General features: G+C 71.9%; 14 protein-coding genes. 11 read left to right on the top strand and 3 right to left on the bottom strand.

Annotated features, from left to right (window positions below):
* The first annotated feature begins 98 nt into the window (after positions 1 to 98).
* Positions 99 to 1,514, top strand: a complete 1,416-nt coding sequence (locus tag AB0K92_RS09415) for a sugar porter family MFS transporter (RefSeq protein ID WP_365920980.1) — start codon at positions 99 to 101, stop codon at positions 1,512 to 1,514.
* Between the two features lie 167 nt (positions 1,515 to 1,681).
* Here the strand turns inward: AB0K92_RS09415 and AB0K92_RS09410 are convergent, their stop codons facing one another.
* Entirely contained in the window at positions 1,682 to 3,127 is a 1,446-nt protein-coding gene (locus tag AB0K92_RS09410; RefSeq protein ID WP_365920978.1) for a cytosine permease, read from the bottom strand.
* Between the two features lie 169 nt (positions 3,128 to 3,296).
* Between AB0K92_RS09410 and ftsY the strand changes: the two genes are divergently transcribed.
* Positions 3,297 to 4,514 carry a signal recognition particle-docking protein FtsY gene (gene ftsY, locus AB0K92_RS09405; RefSeq protein ID WP_166002501.1) on the top strand — a complete coding sequence of 406 codons (1,218 nt, stop codon included), beginning with the start codon at positions 3,297 to 3,299 and terminating at the stop codon, positions 4,512 to 4,514.
* Between the two features lie 166 nt (positions 4,515 to 4,680).
* Here ftsY and AB0K92_RS09400 read toward each other — a convergent pair whose 3' ends face one another.
* Complete coding sequence (locus AB0K92_RS09400) at positions 4,681 to 5,343, bottom strand: bifunctional DNA primase/polymerase (RefSeq protein ID WP_365920974.1); 663 nt, start codon at positions 5,341 to 5,343, stop codon at positions 4,681 to 4,683.
* A gap of 456 nt (positions 5,344 to 5,799) precedes the next feature.
* On the opposite strand from AB0K92_RS09400, the gene AB0K92_RS09395 reads away from it, so the two are divergent.
* The 6 genes from AB0K92_RS09395 (at position 5,800) to ftsH (ending at position 15,682) form a co-directional block, all read left to right on the top strand.
* Positions 5,800 to 7,293 (top strand): hypothetical protein, encoded by a 1,494-nt coding sequence (locus AB0K92_RS09395; protein WP_365920971.1) that lies wholly within the window; start codon positions 5,800 to 5,802, stop codon positions 7,291 to 7,293.
* A gap of 419 nt (positions 7,294 to 7,712) precedes the next feature.
* Positions 7,713 to 9,059 (top strand): ammonium transporter, encoded by a 1,347-nt coding sequence (locus tag AB0K92_RS09390; RefSeq protein ID WP_365920968.1) that lies wholly within the window; start codon positions 7,713 to 7,715, stop codon positions 9,057 to 9,059.
* Positions 9,056 to 9,394 (top strand): P-II family nitrogen regulator, encoded by a 339-nt coding sequence (locus tag AB0K92_RS09385; protein WP_004924863.1) that lies wholly within the window; start codon positions 9,056 to 9,058, stop codon positions 9,392 to 9,394. Before AB0K92_RS09390 ends, AB0K92_RS09385 begins: the two co-directional genes overlap by 4 nt.
* Before the next feature lie 33 nt (positions 9,395 to 9,427).
* Positions 9,428 to 11,884 carry a [protein-PII] uridylyltransferase gene (locus AB0K92_RS09380; protein ID WP_365920965.1) on the top strand — a complete coding sequence of 819 codons (2,457 nt, stop codon included), beginning with the start codon at positions 9,428 to 9,430 and terminating at the stop codon, positions 11,882 to 11,884.
* A gap of 103 nt (positions 11,885 to 11,987) precedes the next feature.
* Positions 11,988 to 13,538 (top strand): signal recognition particle protein, encoded by a 1,551-nt coding sequence (gene ffh, locus AB0K92_RS09375; RefSeq protein WP_365920963.1) that lies wholly within the window; start codon positions 11,988 to 11,990, stop codon positions 13,536 to 13,538.
* 203 nt (positions 13,539 to 13,741) lie between these two features.
* Positions 13,742 to 15,682, top strand: coding sequence for an ATP-dependent zinc metalloprotease FtsH (gene ftsH / locus AB0K92_RS09370; protein ID WP_365920961.1), 1,941 nt, complete (start codon positions 13,742 to 13,744; stop codon positions 15,680 to 15,682).
* A 4-nt stretch (positions 15,683 to 15,686) separates the two neighbouring features.
* On the opposite strand, the gene AB0K92_RS09365 is transcribed toward ftsH, so the two are convergent.
* Positions 15,687 to 16,571, bottom strand: a complete 885-nt coding sequence (locus AB0K92_RS09365; protein WP_365920959.1) for an SAM-dependent methyltransferase — start codon at positions 16,569 to 16,571, stop codon at positions 15,687 to 15,689.
* A 531-nt stretch (positions 16,572 to 17,102) separates the two neighbouring features.
* On the opposite strand from AB0K92_RS09365, the gene AB0K92_RS09360 reads away from it, so the two are divergent.
* From AB0K92_RS09360 to AB0K92_RS09350, 3 genes are all read left to right on the top strand, one after another.
* Positions 17,103 to 17,702 carry a hypothetical protein gene (locus AB0K92_RS09360; protein ID WP_166002509.1) on the top strand — a complete coding sequence of 200 codons (600 nt, stop codon included), beginning with the start codon at positions 17,103 to 17,105 and terminating at the stop codon, positions 17,700 to 17,702.
* Positions 17,703 to 18,076: 374 nt separating this feature from the next.
* Positions 18,077 to 18,499, top strand: a complete 423-nt coding sequence (gene rpsP, locus AB0K92_RS09355; RefSeq protein WP_166002510.1) for a 30S ribosomal protein S16 — start codon at positions 18,077 to 18,079, stop codon at positions 18,497 to 18,499.
* A 2-nt stretch (positions 18,500 to 18,501) separates the two neighbouring features.
* Positions 18,502 to 18,741, top strand: a complete 240-nt coding sequence (locus AB0K92_RS09350) for an RNA-binding protein (RefSeq protein ID WP_030612780.1) — start codon at positions 18,502 to 18,504, stop codon at positions 18,739 to 18,741.
* Positions 18,742 to 18,775 lie beyond the last annotated feature (34 nt).

The raw sequence follows: 18,775 nt of genomic DNA, 5'->3' as shown, positions 1-18,775 counted from the left end.
CTTTTACCTTCAGGTATGAGCGGCTTGATAGGCCGCCGTCCCTGGAAGGGCTCGCCCCCAGCCGGCAGCGTTGCCGGCGGCCCGAGGAGTTACCCAACGTGACCAGCACAGCGCAGGCACCGCAGTCCGGTGCCAGGACGGCGCACCCCGAACATCTCGGGCACGTCGTCTTCATCACTGCCGCCGCCGCCCTGGGCGGTTTCCTGTTCGGCTACGACAGCTCTGTCATCAACGGTGCGAACGGCGGCATCCAGGCTCGGTTCGACCTCAGCTCCGGTGCCACCGGAACCGTCGCCGCCTGCGCCCTGCTGGGCAGCGCCGTGGGCGCGGCCGTCGCCGGCCGGATCGCCGACCGCATCGGCCGTATCCGCGTCATGCAGATCGCGGCGGTGCTGTTCGCCGTGAGCGCGGTGGGCTCCGGCCTGCCGTTCGCCGCCTGGGACCTCGCCGCCTGGCGTGTCCTCGGCGGTATCGCCATCGGCATGGCCTCCGTGATCGGCCCGGCCTACATCGCCGAGGTCGCCCCGCCCGCCTACCGGGGCAGGCTCGCCTCGTTCCAGCAGGCCGCCATCGTCATCGGCATCGCCGTCTCCCAGCTCGTCAACTGGGCCATCCTCAACCTGGCCGACGGCGAGGAGCGCGGGAAGATAGCCGGCCTCGAGGCCTGGCAGTGGATGCTCGGCGTGATGCTGGTGCCGGCCGTGATCTACGGCCTGCTCTCCTTCGCCATCCCCGAGTCGCCGCGCTACCTGATCAGCGTGGGCCGCACCGACGACGCCAAGAAGGTGCTCGCCGACGTGGAGGGCGACATCGACCTCGACGCCCGCGTCGCCGAGATCGACCAGGCGATGCGCAGCGACCACAAGTCGACGTTCCGGGACCTGCTCGGCGGCCGCTTCGGCCTGCTGCCGATCGTCTGGATCGGCATCGGCCTGTCCGTCTTCCAGCAGCTGGTCGGCATCAACGTCATCTTCTACTACTCGAACCTGCTGTGGCAGTCCGTCGGCGTCGACCCGTCGAGCTCGTTCTTCTACTCGTTCGAGACCTCGATCATCAACATCGTCGGTACCGTGATCGCGATGATCTTCGTCGACCGGATCGGCCGCAAGCCGCTCGCGCTCATCGGCTCCGTCGGCATGGGCATCTCCCTGGCCGCCGCCGCCTGGGCCTTCTCCTTCCAGAACGGCAACGACCCGCTGCCCACCACGCAGGGCTACGTCGCGCTGATCGCGGCCAACGCGTTCGTGCTCTTCTTCGCGATGTCCTGGGGTGTGGTCGTCTGGGTCATGCTCGGTGAGGTCTTCCCGAACAAGATCCGCGCCGCCGCGCTCGGTGTGGCCGCCTCGGCCCAGTGGATCGCCAACTGGGTGATCACCATCACCTTCCCGGACCTGTCGGAGTGGAACCTGTCGCTCACCTACGTCATGTACGCGGTGTTCGCCTTCCTCTCCATCCCCTTCATCCTCAAGTTCGTGCCCGAGACCAAGGGCAAGAGCCTGGAGGAGATGGGCTGAGCCTCCGGTTGAGGCCCCTCGACTCGAGGAGCCGGGCCAAGTCCCCGCTGCCCGCTCCTCGACACCCGTAAGACGTACTGCCCCGGCTCGGTCACCGAGCCGGGGCAGTACGCTTTTCCGTCTTCTCCCGTCCTTCCTCAGGGGCCGGGTCCCGTGACCGTGCGGGCTCAGACGGCCGCCGGCTCGGGCTCCCCGGCGGGAGCGGGCGCCGGTGCGGGCACCGCCGGCTTCGGGAGGGCCAGGTAGAGCAGGCCCGAGATCACGATCGTGGCGACCCAGCCGAGGCCGTACTCGCCGATGACGTTGTTCGCGGCGAGCGGGCCGGTGAACCAGTCCGACGTGGTGAACAGCAGGCCCGCGACCAGACCGGCCGCCCACGCGGTGACGGCGGCGGGGGAGAAACCGCCCCGGTACCAGTAGGCGCTGGTGCGGGTCGTGTCCGCCATGGCCTCGCCGTCGTACGACGTGCGCCGCAGCATGTCCGCGCCGAACACGCCGACCCACGCGGAGAACGCCACCGCCAGCAGGGACAGGAAGGCGATGAAGGAGCCCATGAAGCTCGTCGCCACCAGCATCAGCACGCCGCCGAACACCAGCGAGATCAGCGCGTTGACGGACACCGCCCAGTGCCGGGGCACCGTGATGCCGAGGGTCTGCGCGGTGAAGCCCGCCGAGTACATCGACATCGCGTTGATCAGCAGCATGCCGATCAGCGCGATCAGCAGATACGGCACCGCGATCCACGTCGGCAGGATCTCGCCGAGGAAGGAGACCGGGTCGGAGGCCGAGGCCAGGTCCGGCGTGGACACCGCCATCACCGCGCCCATCAGCACCATCGGCAGCACCACGACCCCGGCGCCGCCCACCGCCGTGCCCACGATCGCCTTCGAGGACGCCGTGCGCGGCAGATAGCGGGTGAAGTCCGGCGCGGACGGGATCCAGCTGACGCCACCCGCCGCGATCATGCCGATCCCGGTGATCACCGCGGCCGTGGAACCGGCGGAGTGGCCGAGCACCCGCGACCAGTCGGTGTGCACCGCCAGATAGGCCAGGACCAGCACCGAGAACGCGCCGAAGAGATAGGTCGCGTACGTGTTGCACTTCTGCACGGCGCCGATGCCCAGCCCGGAGATCGCGAACGTCGCCACCACGAACGCCAGCAGCGTCACCATGTCCAGCACGCCGTTCGCGCCGATGCCGAAGACGATGTCCAGGACGGTGAGCATGGCGTACGCGCCGGTCACCGCGTTGATCGTCTCCCAGCCCCAGCGGGCCACCCAGATCAGCGAGCCGGGCAGCAGATTGCCGCGCTGGCCGAAGACCGCGCGGGAGAGCGCCATGCCCGGCGCCCCGCCCCGCTTGCCCGCGATGCCGATCAGCCCCACCAGGCCGTACGACACGACGGGCGCGACGACGGCGACGACCAGCGCCTGCCAAATGTTCAGGCGGTACGCCACCACCAGGCTCGCGCCCATGGTCAGCAGCAGCACACTGATGTTGGCGCCGACCCAGGTGGGGAACAGCTCACGGGTTCTCGCCGTGCGCTCGTGGTCCGGTACCTGCTCGATGCCGCGGGTTTCGAGAGCGCCTTCGGTCTCGGCGGTCTTGCTCATGACGAACGTGCCTCAAGGTGGGGGACGGGGGACACCGGGACTCTACGCGCGTTGACGGAGGCGGTGCCACCGTACTTCGGCCCTGCTCGCACCCACCGGTGGCCTTTGTCTCTCGGAGGAAGCCACAAGAAGGGTCCGGCGGACCCCCATGGCTGATACTGGACGCGTTATGGACATCCTCATCCTTGCTGTAGTCATCGCCGTGGTCGTGCTCGGCGCGCTCGGCGGGCTCGTGGTCGGCAGCCGCCGCAAGAAGCAGCTGCCCCCGCCGCCCCCCACGACGCCCGACCTCACCGCCCCTCCGGCCGAGCCGCACGTCGGCGACGAGGCCGAGACGCCGAAGGAGGAACCGCGCCGCACGATCGAGGAGGTGGACCTCCCCGGCGGCTCGGCCCCGACCGCCGTCGAGGAGCCTCCCGTCGTCGAGGAGCCCGTCACCGAGGCTCCCCCGATCGAGATCCCGGAGCCCACCGCCGGACGCCTGGTGCGTCTGCGCGCCCGGCTCTCCCGCTCCCAGAACGCCCTCGGCAAGGGCCTGCTCTCGCTGCTCTCGCGCGAGCACCTGGACGAGGACACCTGGGAGGAGATCGAGGACACCCTGCTCACCGCCGACGTCGGCGTCCAGCCCACCCAGGAGCTGGTCGAACGGCTCCGTGAGCGCGTGAAGGTCCTCGGCACCCGCACCCCCGAGGAGCTGCGCGGACTGCTCCGCGAGGAGCTGCTGACGCTCCTCGGCACCGACTTCGACCGCACCGTGAAGACCGAGCCCGAGGGCCGCAAGCCCGGCATCGTGATGGTCGTCGGCGTCAACGGCACCGGCAAGACCACCACCACCGGCAAGCTCGCCCGCGTCCTGGTCGCCGACGGCAACAGCGTCGTCCTCGGCGCCGCCGACACCTTCCGCGCCGCCGCCGCCGACCAGCTCCAGACCTGGGGCGAGCGCGTCGGCGCCCACACCGTGCGCGGCCCCGAGGGCGGCGACCCGGCCTCCGTCGCGTTCGACGCGGTCAAGGAGGGCAAGGAGATCGGCGCGGACGTCGTCCTGATCGACACCGCCGGCCGCCTCCACACCAAGACCGGCCTCATGGACGAGCTGGGCAAGGTCAAGCGGGTCGTCGAGAAGCACGCCCCGCTGGACGAGGTGCTGCTCGTCCTCGACGCCACCACCGGTCAGAACGGCCTGGTCCAGGCCCGGGTGTTCGCCGAGGTCGTCGACATCACCGGCATCGTGCTCACCAAGCTCGACGGCACCGCCAAGGGCGGCATCGTCATCGCCGTCCAGCGCGAGCTGGGCGTCCCGGTCAAGCTGGTCGGGCTCGGCGAGGGCGCGGACGACCTCGCCCCGTTCGAGCCGGAGGCCTTCGTCGACGCGCTCATCGGGGAGTGACCGGTCACCTCCGAACATCCGCAGGCGAAGCGCCCGCCCCCGATCGAGAAGGGGGACGGGCGCTTCGTCGTACGGTGCGCGATATGCCCGTGACTGGTGTGTCCTGCGCGATGCCCGCGAGCGGCAGGTCCTGCGCGCTGTGCCCGTGACCGGCGGATCCCGCGCGCTACGCCCGTGCCCGGTGCGCCACGTACGCCAGCGTGCCCAGCAGCAGGCGGGCCTCCGGCGGGTGGCTCGCGGAGTCCAGGGCGGGGGAGCGCAGCCAGCGCACCGGACCCAGACCGCCCCGGTCGGACGGCGGCGCCGTCAGATACGCGCCCCGGCCGAGGCCCCGCAGGTCGAGCGACGGGTCGTCCCAGCCCATGCGGTACAGCAGCGCGGGCAGCTCGGCGGCGGCGCCGGGGGCGACGAAGAACTGGGCGCGGCCGTCCGGAGTGGCGGTCACCGGGCCGAGCGGGACGCCCATCCGCTCCAGCCGGACCAGGGCGTGCCGCCCGGCGGGCTCGGCCACCTCGATCACGTCGAACGCCCGCCCGACCGGCAGCATCACCGCCGCGCCCGGGAACTCCGCCCAGGCGTCGGTCACCTCGTCCAGCGTGGCCCCGGCCGGCACCTCGGGGGCGAAGTCCAGCGGATGCGCGCCCGGCGCCGGGCACGTCGCACGGCCGCAGGAGCACAGACCGGCGGCGGCACGCGCGCCCGGGACGACGGCCCACCCCCACAGCCCGGTGTACTCGGCCACGACGGTGCACTCCGACGAGCGGCCGCGGCGGCGCGAGCCGGACCGGGTGTCGCGAATGCCCCGACTGCTGCCGATCGTGAAGCCCATGCCCCCTCCAACGGGTCCGGCGCATCGGTGGTTACGTGACGGATCGAGACGGATGCGGAACGTGACCTCGCCTACCCGGCTGCCCCGTCGGCCCGCGGTGCACTCCGCGCTCGGAAGCGCATCGGGTGGTGCGCCCTGTCGTGTGCGCCCTCCAGTGCGTCCGTCCGCCCGTTCCCGGCTGTCATGTGTCAAGTGAATCGTGAAGAGGCAGCCGTGAGTTCATTCGAAGGGGTGGCGAATGGTGGCGATTCCCGGAACGCCATGGCCGGACCGGTGATCGTAGGATTACCGTGTGTGCACGGCAGGTGGGGCACATGCACCGGCGAGTATGCCGGAGGCAAGTCGGTTTCCTGTTCGAAGGGTGACAAGCCCGGGACGGGCTGCCCGCTCGACCGGCATTCTGATAGGGCTTGGCGCATTCGACGGCAAGCGGTCTGTAGGGATGGGGGCGTTCCAGTGGGCGGCAGCGGCGGAAGCGGGACGAACGCTGAGAAGCGCCCGAATGAGCTGTTGGGCTCGTGGTTCGTGCGCAGCGGCTGGTCCAAGGGTGAGCTGGCCCGCCAGGTCAACCGCCGGGCACGCCAGTTGGGCGCCAACCACATCTCGACGGACACCTCGCGGGTCCGGCGCTGGCTCGACGGCGAGAACCCGCGCGAACCGATCCCCAGGATTCTCTCGGAGCTGTTCTCCGAGCGGTTCGGCTGTGTCGTCTCCGTGGAAGATTTGGGGCTGCGCGCCGCCCGCCAGTCCCCGTCCGCGTCCGGAGTCGACATGCCCTGGACGGGCCCGCAGGCGGTGGCACTGCTCAGCGAGTTCTCGCGCAGCGACCTGATGCTGGCGCGGCGCGGCTTCCTCGGAACCTCGCTGGCCCTGTCCGCGGGCCCGGCCCTCATCGAGCCCATGCAGCGCTGGCTCGTGCCGGCCCCGTCCTCCCCCCGGCTCGACCAGGCCGGAACCGCCCCGCGCGAGGCCGTGCCGACCAGCCGCGCGCGCGGACGGCTGTCCAAGCCGGAGCTGGACCTGCTGGAGTCCACCACGGTGATGTTCCGCCAGTGGGACGCCCAGTGCGGCGGCGGACTGCGCCGCAAGGCCGTCGTCGGCCAGCTGCACGAGGTCACCGACCTGCTCCAGGAACCCCAGCCGGAGACCACCACCCGCAAACTCTTCAAGGTCGCCGCCGAACTCGCCGAACTGGCGGGCTGGATGAGCTACGACGTGGGTCTCCAGCCCACCGCGCAGAAGTACTTCGTCCTCGCGCTGCACGCCGCCAAGGAGGCCGGCGACCGCCCCCTCGGCTCGTACATCCTCTCCAGCATGAGCCGCCAGATGATCCACGTCGGCCGGCCCGACGACGCGCTGGAACTCATCCACCTCGCCCAGTACGGCAGCCGCGACTGCGCGAGTCCGCGCACCCAGTCCATGCTGTATGCGATGGAGGCCCGCGCCTACGCCAACATGGGCCAGCCCGGCAAGACCAAGCGGGCCGTGCGCATGGCCGAGGACGTCTTCGCGGAGGCCGACGACTGGGACGAGCCGGACCCCGACTGGATCCGCTTCTTCTCCGAGGCGGAGCTGTACGCCGAGAACAGCCACTCCTTCCGCGATCTCGCCTATGTCGCCGGCCGCAGCCCCACCTACGCCTCCCTCGCCGAGCCGATGATGCGGCGCGCCGTCGAGCTGTTCGCCGAGGACGGCGAGCACCAGCGGTCGTACGCACTCAACCTGATCGGCATGGCCTCGGTGCACCTGCTCCAGCGGGAGCCCGAGCAGAGCGCCGTCTTCGCCGAGCGGGCCATGCAGGTCGCCAAGAAGATCCGCTCCGAGCGGGTCAACACCCGTATCCGCAAGACCGTCGACACCGCCGCCCGCGACTTCGGCGACCTCGCCGAGGTCGTCGACCTCACCGACAAACTCGCGGCGGAACTCCCCGAGACCGCCGAGGCCGTCTAGCTCACCCCCGGCCCCACCCCTGGCCCCGCCCCTCAGCCCCGGCCGCGGCCGGCCCTCCCGAACCGCCCGACTCGGCTCCCCCCGCGCCAGGTCATCGGAGGACCGCCCGCGGCCGGTTCCCTTTTCTCCCGGGGATTCCTGCGGGAAACCCCCGCGGATCCCTACGGCATCCCCGGAAGATCCTTCGGCTCCCCCGACACCTCTCACCGAAGGTTGCGCCACGATAACGATCGCGCGCGCCCGGATCCGGCAATTCATCGACGCGTAACACGCCCGGCGCCTTCGTCACGGCCGCGAAACAACGAGGGGCTTCCACCGAAACCGCGCTGCGCCAATCTCGTGGCGCATAACCGGCCCACCCCTCACTCCGCTCCAGGCTTCGCCCGCACGGGGCCGTATCCAACGACGAGGAGACGCCGATGGCACCAGCCATCACGCTTGCCGCAGAGACGCAGATCTCTGCCGCCAACACAGGCTTCATGCTCATCTGTTCCGCCCTGGTGATGCTGATGACGCCGGCCCTGGCCTTCTTCTACGGAGGCATGGTCCGCGTCAAGAGCACCCTGAACATGCTGATGATGAGCTTCATCAGCCTGGGGATCGTCACCGTCCTGTGGGTGCTGTACGGCTTCTCCATGGCCTTCGGCAACGACTCCGGCGGCATCTTCGCCTGGAACTCCGACTACGTCGGATTCACCGGCATCGACAAGGACGCGATCTGGGACGGCTACACCATCCCGGTCCTCGTCTTCGCCGTCTTCCAGCTGATGTTCGCGATCATCACCCCGGCCCTGATCAGCGGCGCCCTCGCCGACCGGGTGAAGTTCACCGCCTGGGCGCTGTTCATCGCCCTGTGGGCCACCATCGTCTACTTCCCCGTCGCCCACTGGGTCTGGGGCACCGGCGGCTGGGCCTTCGAACTCGGTGTGATCGACTTCGCCGGCGGCACGGCCGTCCACATCAACGCCGGTGCCGCCGCCCTCGGCGTCATCCTCGTCATCGGCAAGCGGATCGGCTTCAAGAAGGACCCGATGCGCCCGCACAGCCTGCCGCTGGTCATGCTCGGCGCCGGCCTGCTGTGGTTCGGCTGGTTCGGCTTCAACGCGGGCTCCTGGCTCGGCAACGACGACGGCGTCGGCTCCCTGATGTTCGTCAACACCCAGGTCGCCACCGCCGCCGCCATGCTCGCCTGGCTGATCTACGAGAAGCTGCGCCACGGCGCCTTCACCACGCTGGGCGCCGCCTCCGGTGCCGTCGCGGGCCTCGTCGCCATCACCCCGGCCGGCGGCGCGGTCGACCCGCTCGGCGCGATCGCCGTCGGCGCCATCGCCGGCCTGCTGTGCGCCATGGCCGTCGGCCTGAAGTACAAGCTCGGCTACGACGACTCCCTCGACGTCGTCGGCGTCCACCTCGTCGGCGGCATCGCCGGCTCCCTCCTCGTCGGCTTCTTCGCCTCCGGCGAGGGCCAGTCCGACGTCAAGGGCCTCTTCTACGGCGGCGACGCCACCCAGCTCGGCAAGCAGGCCGCCGGTGTCTTCGCGGTCCTCGCCTACTCCCTGGTGGTCTCCGCGGTCCTCGCCCTCATCCTCGACAAGACCATCGGGATGCGGGTCCCCGAGGACGACGAGGTGACCGGCATCGACCAGGCCGAGCACGCCGAGACCGCATACGACTTCAGCGGCGCCGGCGGCGGCACCTCCCGCTCCGCCTCCGTGCCCGCCACCCCGGTCGCCGCCCACGCCGAGTCCAGGAAGGTGGACGCATGAAGCTCATCACCGCCGTCGTCAAGCCGCACCGGCTCGACGAGATCAAGGAAGCCCTCCAGGCCTTCGGAGTGCATGGCCTGACGGTCACCGAGGCCAGCGGCTACGGCCGCCAGCGCGGCCACACCGAGGTGTACCGCGGCGCCGAGTACACCGTCGACCTGGTCCCCAAGATCCGCATCGAGGTGCTGGTCGAGGACGACGACGCCGAGCAGCTGATCGACGTCGTCGTCAAGGCCGCCCGCACCGGCAAGATCGGTGACGGAAAGGTCTGGTCCGTCCCGGTCGAGACGGCCGTCCGGGTCCGCACCGGAGAGCGCGGACCGGACGCGCTCTGACGCCCTGAACCGGAAGAGAACAGGAGCCACTGGGTGACGAGCACGGACGCAACGGCGAAAGCAGAGGACTCGGGACCCAGCGGCTACGCGGCGGCCCGGCTGCGCCTCCTGACGGAGGGGGCGCGGTCCGGGCCGCCGCGCCGTACCGCCCTCTCGCGGCTGACCGACGACTGGCTGGCCGGCCTGTTCGAGGCCGGAGCCGCAGGGCTGAAAGGGGTCTCCCTGGTCGCCGTCGGCGGCTACGGCCGCGGAGAGCTGTCCCCGCGCAGCGACCTCGACCTGCTCCTGCTGCACGACGGCTCCGCCCCCGACGCCATCGCCGCCCTGGCCGACCGCCTCTGGTACCCCGTGTGGGACCTCGGCCTCGCCCTCGACCACTCCGTGCGCACCCCAGCCGAGGCCCGCAAGACCGCCGGCGAGGACCTCAAGGTCCAGCTCGGCCTGCTCGACGCCCGGCACCTCGCCGGCGACCTCGGCCTGACCGCCGCACTGCGCACCGCCGTCCTCGCCGACTGGCGCAACCAGGCGCCCAGACGCCTCCCCGAACTCCAGGAGCTGTGCGCCGGCCGCGCCGCACGCCAGGGCGAACTCCAGTACCTGCTGGAACCCGACCTCAAGGAGGCCCGCGGCGGCCTGCGGGACGCCACCGCGCTGCGCGCCGTCGCCGCCTCCTGGCTGGCCGACGCCCCCCGCGAAGGCCTCGACGACGCCCGCCGCCGCCTCCTCGACGTCCGCGACGCCCTCCACCTGACCACCGGCCGCGCCACCGACCGCCTCTCCCTCCAGGAACAGGACCAGGTCGCCGCCGAACTGGGCCTGCTCGACGCCGACACCCTCCTGCGCCAGGTCTACGAGGCGGCGCGCGTCATCTCGTACGCCAGCGATGTCACCTGGCGCGAAGTGGGGCGCGTGCTGCGGTCGCGCGCCGTGCGGCCCCGGCTGCGCGCCATGCTGGGCGGCGGGAAACCGTCCGCCGAACGCTCCCCGCTGGCCGAAGGAGTGGTCGAGCAGGAGGGCGAGGTGGTGCTCGCCCGTACCGCGCGCCCCGAACGCGACCCCGTGCTCCCCTTGCGCGCCGCGGCCGCCGCCGCGCAGGCCGGCCTCCCGCTCTCCCTGCACGCCGTACGGCGCCTGGCCGCCACCGTGCGCCCCCTGCCCACGCCCTGGCCCGCCGAGGCCCGCGAACAGCTGGTGACCCTGCTGGGATCCGGCCGGCCCACGGTCGAGGTCTGGGAGGCCCTGGAGGCGGAAGGCCTGATCACCCGGCTGCTGCCCGACTGGGAACGGGTCCGCTGCCGCCCGCAGCGCAACGCCGTGCACCTGTGGACCGTCGACCGCCACCTCATCGAGACCGCCGTCCGCGCCTCCGCCTTCACCCGCCGCGTCAGCCGCCCCGACCTCCTCCTCGTCGCCGCCCTCCTGCACGACATCGGGAAGGGCTGGCCCGGCGACCACTCGGTGGCCGGCGAGATCATCGCCAGGGACGTGGCCTCCCGGATCGGCTTCGACCGCGAGGACGTCGCCGTGCTCGGCACCCTCGTACGCCACCATCTGCTCCTCGTGGAGACCGCCACCCGGCGCGACCTCGACGACCCCGCCACCGTCCGGGCCGTCGCCGAGGCGGTCGGCTCACCGGGCACGCTGGAACTGCTGCACGCCCTGACCGAGGCGGACGCCCTCGCCACCGGCCCGGCGGCTTGGTCCTCCTGGCGCGCCTCCCTGGTCGCCGACCTGGTGAAACGGGTCACGGCCGTGCTCGCCGGGGACCAGCCGGACGAGCCCGAGGCCGCCGCGCCCACCGCCGAGCAGGAACGCCTCGCCCTCGAGGCGGCCGCCACCGGCAGCCCTGTCCTCACGCTGCGCGCCCAGACCCGGCCCGCCGCGGACGCCGCCGAGGCGGAACCGTCCGGTGACCCGGAGCCGCTCGGCGTGGAACTCCTCATCGCCGTACCGGACCAGCCCGGCGTGCTGCCCGCCGTGGCCGGCGTCCTCGCGATGCACCGCCTGACCGTCCGGACCGCCGAGCTGCGCGCGCTGGACCTGCCGGCCGGCGTCGACGGCTCCGTCCTGCTGCTGAACTGGCGGGTCGCCGCCGAGTACGGCTCCCTGCCGCAGGCCGCCCGCCTGCGCGCCGACCTGATCCGGGCCCTCGACGGCTCCCTGGACATCGCGGGGCGCCTCGCCGAGCGCGACGCCGCCTACCCGCGCCGCCGGGGCCTGGTGGCGCCGCCGCCGAGGGTGTCCGTCCACCCGGCGGCGTCCCGGCTGGCCACGGTGATCGAGGTGCGCGCCCAGGACGCGCCGGGACTGCTGTTCCGGATCGGCCGGGCCCTGGAGGACGCGCACGTGAGGGTGCGCAGCGCGCATGCGTCGACGTTGGGGTCCAACGCTGTCGATGCCTTCTACGTCACAACCGGCGGGGGCGGCCCGATGCCGAGTGAGGAGGCGGCGTCCGTGGCGCGGAAGCTCGAGGAGGCGTTGCGGGCGTGACCGTCCCCGCCCGTCGCTTCGGCGGGGAGGGACGATTGTCTCGCGAAGCCGGATACCCTGGAAGACGCTCAGACTGCCCCCGACCCCGAGGACCGACGCCGCCGTGTTCGATACTCTCTCCGATCGCCTTTCAGCGACCTTCAAGAATCTGCGCGGCAAGGGGCGTCTGAGCGAGGCGGACATCGACGCCACCGCGCGCGAGATCCGCATCGCGCTCCTCGAAGCGGACGTGGCCCTGCCGGTCGTCCGGACGTTCATCAAGAACGTCAAGGAGCGCGCGCTCGGCGCCGAGGTCTCCAAGGCGCTGAACCCGGCCCAGCAGGTCCTGAAGATCGTCAACGACGAGCTGGTCACCATCCTCGGCGGCGAGACCCGCCGGCTGCGGTTCGCCAAGCAGCCCCCGACCGTGATCATGCTGGCCGGTCTCCAGGGCGCCGGTAAGACCACCCTCGCGGGCAAGCTCGGCAAGTGGCTCAAGGAGCAGGGCCACTCGCCGCTGCTGGTCGCCGCCGACCTCCAGCGCCCCAACGCCGTCAACCAGCTCAGCGTCGTCGCCGAGCGCGCCGGGGTCGCCGTCTACGCGCCCGAGCCGGGCAACGGGGTGGGCGACCCGGTCAAGGTCGCCAAGGACTCCATCGACTTCGCCAAGTCGAAGGTCCACGACATCGTCATCGTCGACACCGCCGGCCGCCTGGGCATCGACCAGGAGATGATGCAGCAGGCGGCCGACATCAGGGACGCCGTCTCGCCGGACGAGATCCTGTTCGTCGTCGACGCGATGATCGGTCAGGACGCGGTCAACACCGCCGAGGCCTTCCGCGACGGCGTCGGCTTCGACGGCGTGGTGCTGTCCAAGCTCGACGGTGACGCGCGCGGTGGTGCCGCCCTGTCGATCCGGCAGATCACCGGCAAGCCGATCATGTTCGCGTCGAACGGCGAGAAGCTCGAGGACTTCGACGCGTTCCACCCGGACCGGATGGCCTCCCGCATCCTCGACATGGGTGACCTGCTCACCCTGATCGAGCAGGCGGAGAAGACCTTCAGCCAGGAAGAGGCCGCCAAGATGGCCTCGAAGCTGGCGTCCAAGAAGGGTCAGGACTTCACGCTCGACGACTTCCTGTCCCAGATGGAGCAGGTCCGCAAGATGGGCTCGATCTCCAAGCTGCTCGGCATGCTGCCGGGCATGGGCCAGATCAAGGACCAGATCAACAACCTGGACGAGCGGGACGTCGACCGCACCGCCGCGATCATCAAGTCGATGACCCCGGCCGAGCGCCAGGACCCGACGATCATCAACGGCTCGCGCCGCGCCCGCATCGCCAAGGGTTCCGGTGTCGAGGTCAGCGCGGTGAAGAACCTCGTCGAGCGGTTCTTCGAGGCCCGCAAGATGATGTCCCGCATGGCTCAGGGCGGCGGTATGCCGGGCATGCCGGGGATCCCGGGCATGGGCGGCGGCCCCGGCCGCCCCAAGAAGCAGCAGAAGAAGGCCAAGGGCAAGCAGCGCTCCGGGAACCCGATGAAGCGCAAGCAGCAGGAGCAGGAGGAGGCCGCCCGCCGCGCGGCCGCCGCGCAGAACGGCGGCGCGTTCGGGCTGCCGGGCCAGGCCGGTCAGGACTTCGAGCTGCCGGACGAGTTCAAGAAGTTCATGGGCTGACGAACGTCGGCCGTACGTCGCCCGGAGGCGCCTCTCGTCGGAGGGGCGCCCCCGGCGTCGTATCGACGGATGGCCGTACGGCGCCTCCTGTGCCGCACTGGCGGAGGCGGAGGGCGGAGGGCGGAGGGCGGAGGGCGGAGGCGGGGCCTCCCCGCGCCGTACGTACACATGCCCGAGCGGCTTTCCTGTCGTAACGTCCCGATATGACCAACCCTGCGCCGCCGCGGAAGTCTCCCGACCAGCCCTGGCGTACCGAGGGCACCCCCGAGGAGCCGGCGAAGCCCTCCCCCGGCGGACGGCGGTGGCGCGGCGGCTGGTGGAACCTCGTGGCCGCCGCGCTGATCGTGTTCGTGATCGCCAACCTGGCGCTGTCCTTCTTCGGCGACGGCGACGAGCCGACGATCTCCTACACCGAGTTCAGCAAGCAGGTCGACGACGGCAACGTCAGCAAGATCTACTCCAAGGGCGACGCGATCCAGGGGGAGCTGAAGCAGGCCCGGGACCGGCCGGGCGGCGACGGCACGTACACCAAGTTCAAGACACAGCGGCCCGCCTTCGCGGACGACCGGCTGTGGGGGGACCTGACCCGCAACAACGTCACCGTCACCGCCGAACCGGTGGTCCAGCAGCGCAGCCTGCTCGCCAACCTGCTGCTCTCGCTGGCCCCGATGGCGCTCCTGGTCGTGCTGTGGATCGTCATCGCACGGCGGGCGCGCGCGGGGATGGGCGGCGCCGGCGCCATGTTCGGGCGCAAGGCGCCGCCGAAGCCGGTGGAGCTGGAGCCGGGACAGAAGCGCACCACGTTCGCGGACGTGGCGGGGATCGACGAGGTCGAGGGCGAGCTGAACGACGTCGTGGACTTCCTGAAGAACCCGGACGCCTACCGGCGGATGGGAGCCAAGATGCCGCGCGGTGTGCTGCTCGCCGGCCCGCCCGGCACCGGCAAGACACTGCTCGCGCGGGCGGTGGCCGGCGAGGCGGGGGTGCCGTTCTTCTCGGCGTCCGCCTCCGAGTTCATCGAGATGATCGTGGGCGTGGGCGCCTCCCGCGTGCGGGAGCTGTTCGCCGAGGCGCGGAAGGTGGCGCCGTCGATCATCTTCATCGACGAGATCGACACCATCGGCCGCGCGCGGGGCGGCGGCGCCGCGATGGGCGGCCACGACGAGCGCGAGCAGACGCTCAACCAGATCCTCACCGAGATGGACGGCTTCTCCGGCTCGGAGGGCGTGATCGTGATCGCGGCGACCAACCGCGCGGACATCCTCGATCCCGCGCTGACCCGCCCCGGCCGGTTCGACCGCGTGGTCAGCGTCGCGCCGCCGGACCGGGGCGGCCGGGAGGCCATCCTGCGCATCCACACCCGCGAGATCCCGCTCGCGCCGGACGTGGACCTGGCCCAGGTGGCCCGGACCACGCCCGGCATGACCGGCGCCGAGCTGGCCAACCTGGCCAACGAGGCGGCCCTGCTCGCGGTGAAGCGGGGCCAGGACCGGGTGACGCGCTCCGACCTCTCGGACGCCCTGGAGAAGGTCCAGCTGGGCGCCGAGCGCGCCCTGGTGATGCCGCTGGAGGAGCGGCGGCGCACCGCGTACCACGAGAGCGGCCACGCGCTGCTGGGCATGCTCCAGCCGGGCGCCGACCCGGTCCGCAAGATCACTATCGTGCCGCGCGGACGGGCGCTGGGCGTGACGCTGTCGACGCCGGACGCCGACAAGTACGCGTACACCGAGGAGTACCTGCGCGGCCGGATCATCGGCGCGCTCGGCGGGATGGCCGCCGAGCACGTCGTCTACGGCGTGATCACCACCGGCTCGGAGAGCGACCTGGAGCAGGTCACCAGGATCGCGCGCGGCATGGTGGCCCGCTGGGGCATGAGCGAACGGGTCGGCCGCCTGTCCGCGCTGCCCGACGACGACCGGCAGACGTACGGCCTCGCCGCCGCGCCCGGGACCCTGGACGTGATCGACGGCGAGATGCGCCGCATCGTCGACGACTGCTACGAGGAGGCCTGCCACAAGCTGCGCGAGCACCGCGGCCGGCTGGACGCGCTCGCGGCGGCCCTGCTGGAGCGGGAGACGCTGGAGGAGGCCGACGCCTACCGCATCGCGGGCATCGCCCGGCTGACCAAGGGCGCCGAGGCGTGAGGGCTCACGGGACCCGCGCGATCAGGTAGCGGAAGACGTTCGGCATCCACACCGTGCGGTCCTGGCGGCGGTACGGATGCAGGGCCTCCTTCAGCTCCTTGTCGACCTGGGCCCGGTCGGTGGCGGTGATCGCCGCGTCGAACAGCCCGGTGGAGAGCAGTCCGCGCACCGCGCTGTCCACGTCGGCGTACCCGAACGGGCAGGCGACCCGCCCCGAGCCGTCGGGGCGCAGGCCCGCGCGCTCGGCGACCTCCTCCAGGTCGTCGCGCAGGGCCGGGCGCCAGCGGCCCGCGCCGCGCGACGGGTCGGCGAGCTTGTCGGCCACCCGCAGCACGGCCGTCGTGGCGCACCGCTCGGGCGGCCCCCAGCCGGCCAGCACCACCGCCGCCCCGCGCGCGGCCCGCGGGATCGCCGCGCCGAGCAGCCCGGCCAGCCCGTCGGAGTCGCCCGCGCGGCACCCGATCGGCTCGAAGGCGGTCACGAGGTCGTACGGCGCGCCCCGCGCGTCCGCCGGGTCCGCGGGCCGGTCCGCCGCGCCGAGCGAGGCGCTGACCGAAGGCGCCGCGGCGGGTGCGTCGGCCCGCGCGTGCGCGCCCGTCGCTTCCGTTCGCAGCCGCTCCCGCGCGAGGGCCAGCCGTTCGGGGGAGGAAGGCTCCACGCCGGTGACCGCGGCGCCTCTGCAGGCGGCCATCAGCAGCGCGAGGCCGCTGCCGCAGCCGAGACCGAGCAGCCGCGTGCCGGGTCCGACGTCCAGTCGCTCGTAGACGGCCTCGTAGAGCGGTACGAGCATCCGCTCCTGGATTTCCGACCAGTCACGCGCGCGGGCACTCAGGTCCACGCGGGGGGTGTCCCCCGTGTGCGGGTGCTGACGCACGAGCGTAGATGTCATATGTAAGCGCCCCATTCCGCCGAGATGTGCCTCTGTCCCCGTTCTCCTGAAGCCCCCGTGACGTGCGCTCGCCCCCCGTATGCCAGGAAACTCCGGGCTCGCGACGGCGTCCAGTGGTAAGGGGCCGCGGCTTGGCCGACGGGGCGCGTCGTGGCGAGATTTCACGTTCCGGCAACCTGGGCGGTACGGCGTACGCGCGGGACGCGCGGGACGGGCGGGGCGGTGCCGGGCCGCGCGGTGGCACGCGGTAACGTCACGTGGGCCGGGGTCGCTGTCCCGAGTGGGGCGGACCCGGCCGAAAACGCCTCTTGCGCACCGAAGGGCCACACACATCCCGGTGCGCGCACCGGGGCGTACACGCGGGGGCGTACGTCAGGCTACGTACCACCTTGCGTGGAGCTGTGCGGCTTCTCCGCAGATCAGCGCACCCGCCCTCGTCAGGACGCATCAGCGGCAACTGACGGGTACGTGCAAATTATTTGGGATGCCCCGGAATAGGAACACAGCGGGACCCCGGCTCGTTGTCATTACGTGAGCACGACACCACCTGTTCTCGCCGCAGAGCTGGCGCAGGCGTGGGCCGACATTCAGCGGTACCACCCCGAGCTGCCGGATCTAGCCGCGCCCGAGTCCCTGATCGGTGAGTCGTCGTCCGCCTGCGGACACGAACTCTCCTTCGAACGACTGCTCCACGAGGCAGTCCACGGCATCGCCGCCGCGCGCGGAATCCGCGACACCTCCCGCGCCGGCCGCTACCACAACCGCCGCTTCCTCGCGATCGCCGAGGAGCTGGGCCTCGACCACCCCGAGGAGCCGCACCCGAGCAGCGGCTTCTCGCTGGTCACGCTCAACCCCGAGGCGAAGCGGCGCTACCGCCCGACCATCGAACGCCTCCAGCGGGCCCTGAAGGCCCACTCGGCGGCGACCTCCGCCGACACCACCCGCACCTTCCGCGGCCCGGCCGCCCGGCACGGCTCGTCCGGCGGCGGGGTGCGCGTCAAGGCCGTCTGCGACTGCGGGCGCAACGTCCGCGTCGTCCCGTCGGTCCTGGCGCAGGCCCCCATCGTCTGCGGCGGCTGCGGCAAGCCGTTCCGGATCCCCGAGGTGGTGGGCGCGGGCGCGGCGAGCTGAGCGCTCCGGCATCTCGTGGGTGCCGGAGCGGGCGGCTCGTACCGCGCGGGTGCCGCTGCCGACGGGCCGGCGGCAGCGCGTCGTCACGGCTCGCACCCGACGTCGTTCACCTCTGCGCCGGGTGCGGCGCCGTCCTGCCCGCGCGGCCGTCCCGCTCGCGCGGCCGCGGCCGCACCGCCCCGCGCGGCGTCCCGGCCGCGCACCCTCGGTCGGAAGCGCCCCGCGGGGTATGGCAGAATGGCCAGCTGTACTCGACAGCCGCACAGGACCCCTCTCTCCTCCGGCTGACGCGTCCATCGGGCACTCGGGTACCGCAACCCCACGCGGCATGCTCGCCGTGCCCAACCACGTCAAATCCAGGAGAACCCACTCCCGTGGCAGTCAAGATCAAGCTCAAGCGTCTCGGCAAGATCCGTTCGCCTCACTACCGCATCGTCGTCGCCGACTCGCGTACCCGTCGTGACGGCCGTGCGATCGAGGAGATCGGCAAGTACCACCCGACGTACAACCCGTCGGTCATCGAGGTCGACGCCGAGCGCGTGGCGTACTGGCTCTCCGTCGGCGCCCAGCCGACCGAGCCCGTGCTCGCCATCCTGAAGAAGACCGGTGACTGGCAGAAGTTCAAGGGCGAGCCCGCCCCGGCTCCGCTGCTCGTCGCCGAGCCGAAGAAGGAGCGCCCGTCGTTCGAGGCCCTGAGCGGCGAGGACGAGGGCAAGGGTGAGGCCATCACCCAGAAGAAGAAGGCTGAGAAGAAGGACGAGGCCGCGGCCGAGTCCTCCGAGTCGACCGAGGCCTGAGCATGCTCGAGGAGGCTCTCGAGCACCTCGTGAAGGGCATCGTCGACAACCCTGACGATGTGCAGGTCGCCTCGCGCAACCTGCGCCGCGGGCGGGTGCTCGAGGTCCGGGTCCACCCGGACGACCTCGGCAAGGTGATCGGCCGCAACGGCCGCACCGCACGCGCTCTGCGGACCGTCGTGGGCGCCATCGGCGGCCGTGGCGTCCGGGTCGACCTCGTCGACGTGGACGACGTCCGCTGACGCAACACAGCACCGGCTCGGGCCGGGGAGGGCC

Origin of the sequence: Streptomyces sp. NPDC052687, from assembly GCF_040678395.1 — a bacterium.
Classification (GTDB): Bacteria; Actinomycetota; Actinomycetes; order Streptomycetales; family Streptomycetaceae; genus Streptomyces.
Note: the sequence above shows the minus strand (reverse complement) of the source record. Positions and strands in the feature narration are given on the sequence as shown.